This is a genomic window from Tumebacillus lipolyticus (assembly GCF_042682745.1).
In the GTDB taxonomy this organism is placed as follows: domain Bacteria; phylum Bacillota; class Bacilli; order Tumebacillales; family Tumebacillaceae; genus Tumebacillus_A; species Tumebacillus_A lipolyticus.
The window spans coordinates 478,568-491,873 of record NZ_JBHUIO010000011.1; the positions used below are offsets into that span (position 1 = coordinate 478,568).

Genomic DNA, 13,306 nt, shown 5'->3' on the forward strand with positions numbered 1-13,306 from the left:
ATGAGTCGTTCAAAAGCGATCGTTTTTATCGAAAACTTTCTCCCCCTCGCGCTGACCCGCCGCGCCATGTATGCGCAGGACACCGGATATAGCACCTATCTGATCACATCGGTCTTAAGCGAGCAGAACTGGACCAGCCTGCGCAACTTTGAGGAGAACGTGCGCGAAGGAAAGCCGAGCTTCACCCGCATCTGCGAAGTGGAGCACTTCGATCTGGACACGCTGCGCTCGCTTCTGCGCGAGATCGAGCAGGAGGCGGACATCGCCGGTCTGATCACAGGCAACGGGCCGTTTTGCAAAGATGGTCTGGTCAGCGCGCATACTGCGCTCTTGGCAGAAGAGCGCAACTTGCCGTCGCAAGGCTCAGACGCGCTCTTCCGCTCGCACAACAAATTCCTGATGCGGGATGCGTTTCGGGCGAAAGGGATGAACACGATCGACTTCGGCCTCGCCGTCGATGTGCAGTCGGCGAAGGAGCATGCGGATCGCATCGGCTATCCGGTGCTGATGAAACCGATCAACGGCGTCGCTTCCCACCTGATCTTAAAATGCAGCGATGAGACAGAGCTGATCGAGCACTTCAACCTGGCGATGGAGAAGTTGCCGCACTCCTCGTTCCAAACGCTCTATGAGGGTACGCACACCTACCCGCTGGCCAACGGTGAAGAGGTGTTTTTCGATCCGATGCGCTGCCTGCTGATCGAGCAGTACATCCCCGGACGAGAAGTGTCAGTCGAAGTGCTGATCACCGAAGATCGCTACATCGCGCTGTTGACCCAGGACAAAGCGGTGCTCACCGAAGAGAACAACTGCGTCTACGAAGACCTGTTGATCACCCCGCCAGTCCGCTTCACCGCCGAGGAGTGCCAAGAGCTGGAAGAGTATGCGCTTGCGGCTGCCCGTGCGATCGGGCTGAAAAATTCGATCGCACACATCGAGCTTCGCTATGGGGAAAACGGCCTCGGCCCGCAGGTGTTGGAGATCAACCCGCGCCTCGGTGGCGGCTTCACGCACGAAAGTTTAAGAACGATGGTCGGCCTCGACTTTGTTCCCACCTATGTCGAGCTGATGTCTGGCACGTTCGAACCAAAAGAGACATATGAACGCCTCTCCGAGCCGCACGGGATGTTCCTGCTCTATGCTCCACATGCCGGGCTGTACGAGGCGGTGGAAGGTCTCGAAGAGTTGAAGCAGATGCCAGGCATCCTCAACACGATGCACCCGTTCCCCGTTGGACAGCTGATCCACGGTGACGAGGAAGAGGTTATGCTGTTGCTCGTCTGGATGAAAGGCGAATCGTACGAGCAGATCCTCGACTCCTATCAAAAGGTGAAACAGCTAGTCAAATTTAAGATCGATCCTTCTCAAAAGCCGACCGGGTCGAACATCGTTCGCTAGGGACACAAGTCAGCTTGCACAGAAGATGACTGCCAATATCGGACTGCGCGGACGCTTCTGTTGGCACGCTCAGTTTCGCTTCGGCAGATTTCCCTGCTTGGCTTGTCGACCAACGATTTCCTTCACAAACAAAAACCAAGTCCCTGTTGCTACGGGGCTTGGTTTTTTAGGTGGTGCAGCACTTGCCTGATGTCATTCACGCTGTTTTCGAGTGGCTCACATTCGCTCACCTAGCGATTCGCCCTCATTCAATCGAAGCTACTTCTAGCCTCAGAATGTATTCTTCAATTTCCTCGCCGCGTGCGTTCGCATAGCCTTTGTCCTCTCCGCAGATCAGAAATCCGCACTTCTCCAACACGCGAAATGAGCCGATGTTGTCCTTGGCAACACGAGCGTACAGCGGGCGCGTCCCCACCTGATGGATAAACTCTGACAGCGCGCGAGTCGCTATCCCCTTGCCCCAGTATTGCTTGCCCAACCAGTATGCGACCGTCTGATGACCAAAGAATTCAAATTGCAGGACGTTGCCCGCCACCTGCCCTTCGAAGAGCACCGTCTTTTTGATGTTCGCCTCGTTGCCCATCACCTTGTTCCAATGCTGCATAAATGCTTCGCGATCCTCCGGGTCTTTCGCCGTGAAAGCGGCCATGCGGTTCGCCTCCCGATCCAGTTGATACTCAAAGAAGATCGGGAGATCATCTACTGTCATGTCCCGCAACTGTACTTCGTCTGTCAGCAATGGTTTCATATCTATCACACGCTCCTTTAGATGAATGGCATGGCGGAATCTTCGGACAATCTCGTTTCCCCTCTAGTATACCAAAACCATCCATTCTCGTGATCATCATCGCTGCACACCTGTCAGATCGCCGCTCGAAAGAAGTCTCCTAGCAGGCTGGGGAATACGATTCATCAACTTCTGACCAGAGCCGCTCAGCCTTTCATCGAGGCGGGAGGCGGGGGACATGCCAGCAGCTGTACATCGTCAGACAGGCATCAGACATCCCGAAAACAAAGCCACCCCGCTCCAACGGTGGAAGCGGGGTGGCCATCATCTGCAATCGACCTGCTCAGTGCAAGATCGTATTGCTGTCATCTTGAATTTCTTCTTCTGCATCCTCCGAGCTGCCGACTTGACTGCGCACCTGATCGGAAGGCTCCCCACTGCGGATCAGACGAATCGGGTTGCCCCCTACAAACGCACCGGCCGGCACGTCTCGATTGACCAAAGAGCCCGCTGCGACCACAGCGTCATCACCGATGGTGATGCCGGGCAACAGCGTGCAGTTCGCGCCGATCATCACGTTGTCCCCGATGCTGACGCGACCAAGGCGGTATTCTTTCGTCAGGTACTCATGCGCGAGGATCGTCGTGTTGTAGCCGATGATCGTGTTGCGCCCGATCGAGATCAACTCGGGGTACATCACATCCATCATCACCATCATCGCAACGGCAGTCTGATCGCCAATCTTCATGCCCAAAAAGGTGCGATAGAGCCAATTTTTCATCTTGAGAAATGGCGTGTAGCGGGAGATCTGGATCACCACAAAATTTTTCACGACTTTCCAAAAGCTGACCGTTTGATAGAGCTGCCAGAGAGCATTTGCTCCCTCGACAGGATAACGAACCGTCTTGCGCATAAGTCACCTCGTTTTGAGCAGTATCGCTTGCAGTTCGTTCATGTCTTGCACGATATAATCTGGGTTGTAGGTGCGCAAGCCCGCTTCTCCGCGCAGGCTCCACGCCACCGCAACCGTCTTCACGTTCGCCGCCTGTCCCCCGAGAATATCGTAAGGCGAATCGCCGACCATCAGCGTCTGCTCAGGATCGGCGCCGAGCTGTTCCATCGCGAGCAAGAGCGGATCGGGATGCGGCTTGTGCTTCTCCGTATCATCCGCTGTGACAAACGAATCGAAGTACGGGCCGATCTTCGCCAACTCCCACCCCATCTGCGCGGTCAAGCGCCGCTTGGAGGTGACGATCGCCATCTTGATCCCGTTTCGATGCAAGTTAACCAAGACGTCGCGCACCTGTGGAAACTCTTTGACCAACAGGTCATGTTGCTCCACGTTGTACTTGCGATAGGTGGCGGCCAACTCCTCGGAGCGTCCGGGCGCAAACCGCTCCATCTGAGCGAACAACGGCTCGCCCAAGTGGGGCAAAACGTCCGCACGGGTATACTTGCCCGGCAGGTGATGTTCCAACGTATGCTCAAAGGAGCGCAAAATCAGCTCGTTCGTATCGAGCAGCGTTCCGTCCAGATCAAACAGGACATAACGGTAATTCATGTTCAGTACCCTCCCACAGGATCGGCTAGGAGGAGAGGCGATTTTGTGCAACGACAGGCCGCGGTCGCTTCGCACGCCAGATGCGGGCGAGGATCACCGTCAGCACGAGCGCAGCGATCAAGCGTATCGCGAGCAGATACCACCCGTTCACCCCGAGCGGCAAAAAGATCAGCGTGTCTTCCACCACCGCGTGACAAAGCACCAAAAAGACCATCAGCAGGTACAATTCACGCTTTTCGATCGGATTCTCTCGCGTCGCTTCCAAGATCACGCCCGCCCCGTAAGCCAGGCCAAACCAAATGCCTGCCAACAGGGGGATGGCCGCCTTTTCAGACATGCCGAGCATGCGCATCACAGGCGTCATCTTTTGCGCCAGCCGATCGAGCACCTTCCGCTCTTTCAGCACCTGAATCAGCATCATCAAGGGGATGACGATCAGCGCCAGTTGCCAGATCGCCCTCCAGATCGTGCTCGCCACCTCTCCGAGCAGCGCTCCGAACGGCATCTCCCACAGATAGGCGAGATGGCTGTACTGTCCGGCCACGCCGCCCACCTGATTGCCGAGGACGAGATGGAGCGCGATCCCCCCGGCGAACGCCATGCCCAAGCGCACGATCACGATCACCAGGCTGTTCAAGCCGAGGCGCTTCGCCACAGCCGTCTCCACAAACAGGTTGTGACAAAATGACAGCATGACGCAGAGGATGAGCACCTCAGGCGGTGCCAGCGCCAGCGAAAACATCGCACCGATCGCCGCATACAAATTCAAGATAAAGCCTAACGCCAATGCGATCGACGCTTCGCCCGGCAATCCGACGATTCCCATCAGCGGTGCAAACAGCTGCACGATCCATTCGATGACAGGCGTGTGCTTGAGCAGCGAGACGATCAGCGTGATCGGCACGATCACTTTCCCCAAAACCCACGTGGTCCTCAACCCCGACTGCCATCCACGATACAGGACGCCTTGCACGCCTCTCACCTACCAATCCGATCTCGTACAATCATTCATCGCTCCATTATAGCATAAAGAGGCCCGCAACTTGCACGGACCTCAAGAAACACATTTCAGATCTTACATGTAAGAGCTTGGGTTGACCGGCATGCCGTTGATGCGCACCTCATAGTGCAGATGCGAACCTGTCGACCAGCCTGTAGAACCGACGCCGCCAATATACTGACCTTTGCTGACCGACTGACCTGGCGAGACGCCCACCGAGCTCAGATGACCGTACAGCGAGACGATGCCATTGCCGTGCGAAATGCGGATGCAGTTGCCATACCCGTCGTTCGCGTTGCCGGCAAAGATGACAGTTCCCGAGTTGGACGAGTAGACAGCAGTGCCGGTCGCCGCCGCGATGTCGATCGCCAAGTGCGGTCGACCACCGCGATTCTCCCCGTAGTAAGAGGAGATGTAGCCGCCGCCGATCGGATAGGCCCAGCTGCCGCCGCCGACCGTCTTCACCGCTCCGTTGTAGGAGCCGTACGTCTGACGCTTTTTGGTGCCTTTGGCGATGATCTCTTTGACCGGCTGGGACAGCTCTTCCTCGCTCAGCACCTCTTCCTTGCTGATGAGGCCGTTTTTGCGGGTGACCTTGACCACCTGCTTCACTTTGCCAGTCTCGCCCTCTTGGACGACTTCCTCTTCGCCAACGTACAGCGAGTCGCTCTCTTTGTACTCGATCTCGTAATTCTTGATGATCTCACGAGTCTCTTCGGTGACAGCCTGCACGCTGATCAGCGGCTCTTTCGCCACCAGGTTGATCTGCTGCCCTTCACCGATCGCATCGATGTTGGCGATGTTCGGGTTGGCCTCTTGCAACTGCTCGACCGTCATCGCATGCTTCGTCGCGATGTCCCACATCGAGTCACCACGAGATACCACGTAAGCTCGCTGCTCGTTCACACCTTCGGCGATCAGCTTGAAAGCTGCCTCAAACGGCGCAACTTTCTGCACTTCGTCCTTGACTTTGATGAAGTCGACCTGTTCAGCGAGCGATACTTGCGCATGATCTTCCGGCTTGACGTACTGCGCTTTCAGCTTATCGATCAGCATCTGCGCAGTCTCTTCATCCTGAACGGTGACCAGATCGCGACCATCGACGCGAATCACGACCAGCTCAGCATATTCTTTTGTCGATTCGACGATCGCGTTTGCAACGACGATCTCGTTGGTCGCCCGCACATGCTGATGCACCGGCTGGAAGGTGACCTCCACCTTCATCTCGCTTCCGAGCGACTTGATCGTCTCATCGATCGAAGCTTTGTCGGCGACCACACCTTGATAGTCGCCATCTATGTACACCCGATAAACATGGTTCGTAGCTGTAACTTTTTCTGCGAATGTATATACACCGACCGAAGTCAGCACCAATACTGCCATAGCTGCTGCCGAATTGCGAAGACGGAACGTGCCTTTGAGCTCCGCAACCCAATATTCTTTGATCTGCCGCCAATTGATGTTCAAAAGATAGTCTCTTACCCTTGTAACGCTGCCAGCTACAAGCCTACGACCGCGGTCGTTTCGTACTTCTGTCAGCTTACCCATGATATACCTCCCCCGTAACGCACCATCACCCAACCATGCGAACTTTAGTTCGCATTTACCCATTGTGTTAGACGGACATTAACTATAATAAAATCCGATATTCTGTATTCGACAAAATACTACACGTTCCTGCCCAAAATAAGAAAAAAGAAAAATTTGTTACCAGCCCATAAAAAAGGGAAAGCTCTCTCAATCGAGAAAGCTTTCCGGCTTCATGCTGCTCAACATCTTTTCTGACAAGTCTCGCGCCGCATTATGACCCATTCGTTTCAGCCGCTGATTCATCGCAGCGACTTCTAAAATAACCGCTAAATTACGACCAGGTCTTACGGGCAGAGTTAAGAGCGGAACGTCCACATCGAGGATTTTTGTCGTCTCCTCGTCCAACCCCAGACGATCATAGGCGACATTGTCCTCCCACATCGTCAGCTTGATCACCAGCTCCAAATCTTTCTGCGTTCGAATCGCGCCCGCGCCGAACAGCGTCATCACGTTCAGCACGCCCAAGCCGCGGATTTCGATCAGATGGCGCAACATCTCAGGCGATGTCCCCTCCAGTTGCGTTTCGCCGATGCGTCTGATCTCCACCGCATCATCGGCGACCAGCCGGTGCCCACGCTTGACCAGTTCCAGCGCCGTCTCGCTCTTCCCGATGCCGCTTACGCCGGTGATCAGGATGCCGATGCCGTACACATCGACCAGCACGCCATGAAGCAGCGTTTCCTTGGCCAGCTTTTTGTCGAGGTAGGATTGCAGGCGACCGCTCAGCTTCGCGGTCGAATAGGAGGCGCGCAAGATCGGCAGCGAGTTCTGTCGCGCCGCGACGAGCAGCTGGGCGGGAACCTCCATATCGCGGCTGACGATCAGGCAGGGCGTCTGCTCATAGGAGCAGATCAGCTCGGCGCGCTCTCGCTGCAGCAGATCATCCATCCCTTCGAAAAAGGTGACTTCCGTTCGCCCCATCACCTGCACGCGCTCCGCCGGGTGATAGGTAAAAAACCCGGCCAGTGCAAGTCCGGGTCGATTGATCTCCGAAACGGCGATCAGACGGCTCATGTCTGCCGCTTCGTTGACCAGCTCCAGTTCGAGGTCGCGGCGAAGCTCCTCAACTGTGAACGTCTTGATCATCAAGTCTGATCACCGTACACGGAGCGGCCCCAGGCGATCGTCTTCGCCAGCCCCTCCGCAAGCGATGTCTTCGGCTTCCACTCAAGCTCTGCCGCCGCCTTTTGATTGCACATCGAACTGTGGTAGATGTCGCCGATGCGGGCCGGCCCATGCACCGCCTCTTGGGCATAGCCGGTCAAGCGCTTCATCTCGCGGTACAGTTCATTGACGGAGACTTGGGTCGCCGTCGAAATGTTGACGGTCATGCTCCGGTCGGACGTCAAGGCGATCAGGTTGGCGTCCGCCACATCTTCTATATAGATATAATCGCGCGTCGCGCCACCGTCGCCCTCGATCATCAGCTCTTCCCCTTTGATCATCTGTTCGAGGAAGATCGAGACGACGCCGCCTTCGCCATAGCGCCCCTGACGCGGACCGTAGATGTTCGCATAGCGCAGGATCGCATAGGAGAGCCCGTACTGCTCCCCATACATGCGAATGTATTCTTCGTCCACTTTTTTACTCAAACCGTAAAAGGACAAGGGCTTCATCGGATGCTCCTCGTCGATCGGTAGATACTCTGGCGTTCCGTACATGGCAGCAGATGCGGCGAAAACAAACCGCAAGCCGAACTTGCGCGATGCCTCCAGCAAGTTGATCGTGCCCATGATGTTGATCTGCGCGTCGAGCCTCGGTTCTTTGATCGAGAGCGGCACTTTGATCTGCGCCGCATGGTGCGAGATCGCTTCGATCCGCTCCGCTTCAATAAGATCGTGGAGCGACGGATCGTTGATGTCCATTTGGAAAAATTTCGCTTGTGGGTTGAGATTGTCCTTCGACCCGGTGAACAGGTTGTCGATCACCACGACCTCATGTCCGGCCTCAATCAATCTGTCCACGATGTGCGACCCGGCAAATCCGGCACCGCCCGTCACGAGAATTTTCATCGTCTGTATTCCCTCCATCGTCCGCTTGAATTCACTTTTACTGGTATCATATCTTGTTTTGTAGAAAAACAAAAGGAGCGGTTTCCTCTCCGCCCCTCTCTCTTTCCGCGAACCTGCCGCAGCACAGCCTAGTTCTTCTTCATCGAAAGCAGACTTGCGACCTTGCTCTCACAAACTAGCATCTTTCACCTGCTCCGGTCATAACCATAGGGACAAGAGCAAAAAAGGAGCTAATGCTCCGTGCCGCACGCGCCGCCTCTCGTGCTTTTCGCCGATGCGGTGATCAGCGTTTGCGAGCGCTCGACAAACTCCTGCACAGTCTCCGCAGCGAGCGAAGCGTGGTCGGCAACCTGTTCGAGCGCGCCGAGCATCAGGTTGATCAGCCGAACCATCGACTCCGTATCATCTTCGAGAACGAGCGAGGTGTCATCGTTGCGCATCACTTTCAAATTGAGGTACGGCCCGCCAAACTCCGGCTTGGTCACCGCATACGTGCACTTGTGCCAGCCGAGCGGATAGTGGACGCGGCGGCGGAACGACTTGAACACCGGCCCATAACGCGCCACCAGATAGCGCAGGAAATGAACGGCTCGCTCCTCATACCCTTCGTCGAGCAACTCCTCGATCTCTTCGTGCGAATCGAGGATTCGCAGGCAGGCCACCACCGCCTGAGCGATCTGCGGGCCGGTCAAGATTGAAAGTCCCTGCTCGATGTCGATCGCTTCCATCTGCGAGCGGGAGAGCAGCTCCTGAATCACCGCTTCCACCTGTCCGCCCAATGCTGGCTCCGCTTTGAGTCGCCTTGCCAACTCCACGACACCTTGATCAATATAGCACACAAACTCATGTGATAAATGTTCTCTGTTCCGATTTCCCATCTACAAACTCCTTATCCGATCGTCTCTCCACAACATCCTACTAAAGCAGAAGGCAAAACGCAAGTTACATTTTACATCATGAATTCCACTTTCAAAATAACGAGGGGAGTGATAATTCCTGGAAACGAAACTTTTTGTTCTGCTGATGATGGCTTTGAGCGCCACAGCGGTGGCCACTTTCCTCTATGGGATCGCGAAGCGAGGACGCAACTTAAAACGCTTTGGCGACCGTCAACAGCTCTATCTCGATCTGCACCGCTTCTCCGTCACGATCGTCACCGCGTTCGCCTTTTACCTGCTCAGCACTCGCGCTTCCTTTTGGGAGCTGGTTCCGCTGCCAGACACCCTGCTGCTCTTTGCCACCACCGCCCTGCCGACGCTTCTGCTCTGCCTGCTTTCCGCCCGCTGGTTTTTGGGATACCCCGCATCGCTGCTCGTGCAGTGGTCGGTGCTCGCCTACGATGGTCAGACCTATTTTTTCCTGCCCGCCGCCCTGCTCTCCCTCGCCGGGCTTGCGCTCTACCTGTTGATTCAACTGATCCACCGAAGGAACGTGCAGACCCGATCTGATCAACGAGCGCTCGCTCAGTATCAGGCACGTCATGATCGATCCTCCTAACACTTGCTGAGGAGGCTACACTGGACAAATGCGATGCGGTCGATCGCCCGACCTGGAGGATAGCACCAATCGAGATCGTCACCGCGAACTGCTTTCCACGAAAACACCCCCCGATTTCCCTCGGGGGGTGTGAGTATGACAAGCGCAACTGCAGTCGATTGCCAATTTATGAAATCTGACAAGGGCTGCTTCAGCCGAGTGCCAATTTATACAATCTGGCAAGGGCTGCTTCAGCCGAGTGCCAATTGATGCAAAGCGATCCGGTTCTGATCCATGCGAGCCTGTCGAAGAGCGCTCATCGGTCGATCGAGCACCAACTATTGGCTAGCGCTTGTACTTCAACCGCGACATCTGCTGAACAGGTCACCTGGCGATTCGTCGGCGAGCAATCTTATTGCTTGCCACGCACCATTTCGAAACCACACCACCACAGGTCGCCACACCTGACGACCAACCGCCTTTGCTTTCTTTAAACCGCTCTGAAGCCGCTTCCACCACTGACCACAATGTGCTGCGACTGCGCCGCAGCCTACGACTTGACCAGCGACTGCGCCCGTTCTTGCGCGCGCAGTTTGTCACGCTCCAAGATCGGGCCGAGGAATTTCCCTGTCCACGATTCGGGAATTTTGGCGATCTGCTCCGGCGTGCCGACCCCGACGATCGTACCGCCCTTGTCCCCGCCTTCTGGGCCGAGATCGACCAGATAGTCGGCCGTCTTGATCACATCGAGGTTGTGCTCGATCACGACCACAGTCTCCCCCGACTCGACCAAGCGCTGCAGGACGACCAGCAAGCGGTCGATGTCTGCCGTGTGCAGCCCGGTCGTCGGCTCATCCAAGATGTATAATGTGCGCCCTGTGCTGCGGCGATGTAATTCGGACGCCAGTTTCACCCGCTGTGCTTCACCGCCTGACAGGGTGGTTGCCGGCTGGCCCAGCCGGACATAGCCCAACCCCACATCGAGCAGCGTCTGCATCTTGCGGGAGATCTTTGGCACGTTTTTGAAAAACTCGACAGCATCTTCTACCGTCATGTCCAGAATCTCCGCGATGCTCTTGCCCTTATATTTCACTTCGAGCGTCTCGCGATTGTAGCGCTTGCCCTTGCAGATCTCACAGGGGACGTACACGTCTGGCAAAAAGTGCATCTCGATCTTGATGATGCCATCGCCTTTGCACGCCTCACAACGCCCGCCCTTGACGTTAAACGAGAAGCGCCCCTTTTTGTAGCCGCGCATCTTCGCTTCGTTCGTCGCGGAGAACACATCGCGGATGTCGTCAAACACGCCGGTGTAGGTCGCCGGATTGGAGCGCGGCGTCCGTCCGATCGGCGATTGGTCGATGTCGATGATCTTATCGAGATGGTCGAGGCCTTCGATCGCCTTGTGGGCGCCAGGCTTCGTCTTCGCTCCGTTCAGCTGCATCGCCAGCGACTTTTTCAAGATCTCGTTGACCAGGGTCGATTTGCCCGAGCCGGATACTCCGGTGACACAGGTGAACAGACCGATCGGAAACTTGGCGGAGATGTTTTTCAGGTTGTTCTCCTTCGCACCGACGACCTTGATCCACTTGTCGCTCGCCTTGCGCCGCTCTTCCGGTATCGGGATGAACTTGCGACCGCTCAGATACGATCCGGTCAGCGACCCTTCATCTGCCATCACCTCTTGCGGCGTCCCTTGCGAGATGATCATGCCGCCGTGCACGCCCGCTCCCGGTCCGATGTCGATAATGTGATCACAGGCGAGCATCGTATCCTCATCATGCTCGACGACGATCAGCGTGTTGCCCAAGTCGCGCATGTGCAACAGCGTGTTGATCAGCCGATCGTTGTCCCGCTGATGCAGGCCGATCGACGGCTCATCCAAGATGTACAACACGCCCATCAGCGACGAGCCGATCTGCGTCGCCAGGCGAATCCGCTGCGCTTCGCCGCCCGACAGCGTTCCGGCGGAGCGGGAAAGGTTGAGATAGTCCAATCCCACATCTCGCAGAAAGCCGAGCCGCGCCTCGATCTCCTTCAAGATCAGCTTGGCGATCGTAAGCTCTTTCTCGCTCAAATTCAAGCCGCCAAAATAGTGGAGCGCATCGAGAACCGACAGGCTGGTCACATGGGCGATGTTCTCCTCGCCGACCGTCACCGCGAGGCTCTCCGGGCGCAACCGCTTGCCTTTACAAGCGGGGCATGGCTTGGCGCTCATATATTCCTCGATGAACTCGCGCACATAGTCGGAAGCTGTCTCCCGATAGCGGCGCTCCAAGTTCGGAATGACCCCTTCATACTCCATCTCCGCCATCTTCGAGTGTCCAAGATCGTTCTCATATTGAAACTTGATCTTGTCCCCTTTGCTGCCGAAGAGAATCCGCTTCAGCTTCTCCTCTGGAACCTCGCCGAGCGGCATGTTCATATCGATCCCATAATAGTTGGCAGCTGCTGCCAGCAGCTGCGGGTAATAGTTCGAAGTGCGTCCCTGCCACGGTTCGATCGCATCTTCCATCAGCGACTTCGACCAGTCGGGAACCACAAGATCCTGGTCGATCTCCATGTTCGTGCCCAGCCCTGCGCACGTCTCGCAGGCGCCGAATGGCGAGTTGAACGAAAACATGCGCGGGGCGAGCTCGGGCACCGAGAAGCCGCATTCCGGGCAGGAGAGGTTGGAGGAGAACAGCATCTCTTCTCCGTCGACGATCCCGACGATCACCGTGCCCTCTGCCAGCTTGAGCGCCGTCTCCAGCGAATCGGCGAGGCGGGTCTGCACATCATCCTTGACCACGATGCGGTCAACGACCACCTCGATCGTGTGCTTCTTGTTCTTTTCAAGCTTGATCTCTTCGGTCACTTCCCGCATTTCGCCATCGACGCGAACGCGGACGAAGCCCTGCTTCCCGATGTCTTCGAACAGCTTGGTGTGCTCGCCCTTGCGCCCTTTGATGATCGGTGCGTAGATCTGGATGCGCGTGCGCTCCGGCAGCTCCATGATCCGGTCGACCATCTGCTCGACCGTCTGCGAGGTGATCTCGATGTTCGGGTGGTTCGGACAATGCGGTCGTCCGATGCGGGCAAAGAGCAGGCGAAGGTAGTCGTAGATCTCCGTCACGGTGCCGACTGTGGAGCGCGGGTTGCGCGATGTGGTCTTCTGGTCGATGGAGATCGCAGGCGAAAGGCCGTCGATCGAGTCGACGTCAGGCTTATCCATCTGCCCCAAGAACTGGCGTGCATAGGCGGACAGCGATTCCACATAGCGGCGCTGCCCTTCCGCATAGATGGTGTCAAACGCAAGCGATGATTTCCCAGAGCCGGACAGACCGGTCAACACGACAAACTTATCGCGCGGAATCGTCACATCAATATTCTTCAAATTGTGCGCGCGCGCACCTTTGACTACAATGTGTTCCTGTGCCATTTCCTTCCCCTTTTCCCTTCTGGATACGAACAAACATTCTCTAACCCCTATATTGAACCAGTTTAGGCAAAAATGCAACGCATTACACAAAAATTCAAAAACCCCAGCATGTGACATGCTG

General features: G+C 56.2%; 11 protein-coding genes. 2 read left to right on the top strand and 9 right to left on the bottom strand.

All coding sequences use genetic code 11. The features are described 5' to 3' along the window. The gene (locus ACFSOY_RS18585) at positions 1–1,398 is read left to right on the top strand and encodes an ATP-grasp domain-containing protein (protein WP_386049235.1); all 1,398 of its coding nucleotides are present in this window, start codon (positions 1–3) and stop codon (positions 1,396–1,398) included. Positions 1,399–1,642: 244 nt separating this feature from the next. Here the strand turns inward: ACFSOY_RS18585 and ACFSOY_RS18590 are convergent, their stop codons facing one another. The 8 genes from ACFSOY_RS18590 to ACFSOY_RS18625 form a co-directional block, all read right to left on the bottom strand. After that, positions 1,643–2,146 (bottom strand): GNAT family N-acetyltransferase, encoded by a 504-nt coding sequence (locus tag ACFSOY_RS18590; protein ID WP_386049237.1) that lies wholly within the window; start codon positions 2,144–2,146, stop codon positions 1,643–1,645. A 322-nt stretch (positions 2,147–2,468) separates the two neighbouring features. Beyond that, on the bottom strand, positions 2,469–3,038 hold the full coding sequence (locus tag ACFSOY_RS18595; protein ID WP_386049239.1) for an acyltransferase: 570 nt from the start codon (positions 3,036–3,038) through the stop codon (positions 2,469–2,471). Positions 3,039–3,041: 3 nt separating this feature from the next. Further along, positions 3,042–3,686 carry a pyrophosphatase PpaX gene (gene ppaX, locus ACFSOY_RS18600; protein ID WP_386049240.1) on the bottom strand — a complete coding sequence of 215 codons (645 nt, stop codon included), beginning with the start codon at positions 3,684–3,686 and terminating at the stop codon, positions 3,042–3,044. A gap of 25 nt (positions 3,687–3,711) precedes the next feature. After that, complete coding sequence (locus ACFSOY_RS18605; RefSeq protein ID WP_386049242.1) at positions 3,712–4,623, bottom strand: nucleoside recognition domain-containing protein; 912 nt, start codon at positions 4,621–4,623, stop codon at positions 3,712–3,714. 138 nt (positions 4,624–4,761) lie between these two features. Continuing rightward, entirely contained in the window at positions 4,762–6,153 is a 1,392-nt protein-coding gene (locus ACFSOY_RS18610; protein ID WP_386049244.1) for a peptidoglycan DD-metalloendopeptidase family protein, read from the bottom strand. 270 nt (positions 6,154–6,423) lie between these two features. Next, positions 6,424–7,362: an HPr(Ser) kinase/phosphatase gene (gene hprK, locus ACFSOY_RS18615; protein ID WP_386049246.1), complete on the bottom strand. Its 939-nt coding sequence runs from the start codon at positions 7,360–7,362 to the stop codon at positions 6,424–6,426. Then, a complete protein-coding gene (locus ACFSOY_RS18620; protein WP_386049249.1) occupies positions 7,362–8,288 on the bottom strand; it encodes an NAD-dependent epimerase/dehydratase family protein in 927 nt (308 codons plus the stop codon). The genes hprK and ACFSOY_RS18620 overlap by 1 nt, the downstream gene beginning before the upstream one ends. 230 nt (positions 8,289–8,518) lie before the next feature. Next, complete coding sequence (locus tag ACFSOY_RS18625) at positions 8,519–9,097, bottom strand: hypothetical protein (protein ID WP_386049251.1); 579 nt, start codon at positions 9,095–9,097, stop codon at positions 8,519–8,521. Positions 9,098–9,335: 238 nt separating this feature from the next. Here ACFSOY_RS18625 and ACFSOY_RS18630 point away from each other — a divergent pair, with 238 nt between their 5' ends. Then, positions 9,336–9,785 (top strand): hypothetical protein, encoded by a 450-nt coding sequence (locus tag ACFSOY_RS18630; protein WP_386049252.1) that lies wholly within the window; start codon positions 9,336–9,338, stop codon positions 9,783–9,785. 529 nt (positions 9,786–10,314) lie between these two features. Here ACFSOY_RS18630 and uvrA read toward each other — a convergent pair. Next, positions 10,315–13,185, bottom strand: coding sequence for an excinuclease ABC subunit UvrA (gene uvrA, locus ACFSOY_RS18635; RefSeq protein ID WP_386049254.1), 2,871 nt, complete (start codon positions 13,183–13,185; stop codon positions 10,315–10,317). Positions 13,186–13,306 lie beyond the last annotated feature (121 nt).

What these genes read in the sequence shown, in the direction of transcription:
- ACFSOY_RS18590 (WP_386049237.1), bottom strand. Translation starts at nt 2,146, where the DNA reads ATGAAACCATTGCTGACAGACGAAGTACAGTTGCGGGACATGACAGTA.
- ppaX (WP_386049240.1), bottom strand. Translation starts at nt 3,686, where the DNA reads ATGAATTACCGTTATGTCCTGTTTGATCTGGACGGAACGCTGCTCGAT.
- ACFSOY_RS18620 (WP_386049249.1), bottom strand. Translation starts at nt 8,288, where the DNA reads ATGAAAATTCTCGTGACGGGCGGTGCCGGATTTGCCGGGTCGCACATC.
- hprK (WP_386049246.1), bottom strand. Translation starts at nt 7,362, where the DNA reads ATGATCAAGACGTTCACAGTTGAGGAGCTTCGCCGCGACCTCGAACTG.
- uvrA (WP_386049254.1), bottom strand. Translation starts at nt 13,185, where the DNA reads ATGGCACAGGAACACATTGTAGTCAAAGGTGCGCGCGCGCACAATTTG.
- ACFSOY_RS18595 (WP_386049239.1), bottom strand. Translation starts at nt 3,038, where the DNA reads ATGCGCAAGACGGTTCGTTATCCTGTCGAGGGAGCAAATGCTCTCTGG.
- ACFSOY_RS18585 (WP_386049235.1), top strand. Translation starts at nt 1, where the DNA reads ATGAGTCGTTCAAAAGCGATCGTTTTTATCGAAAACTTTCTCCCCCTC.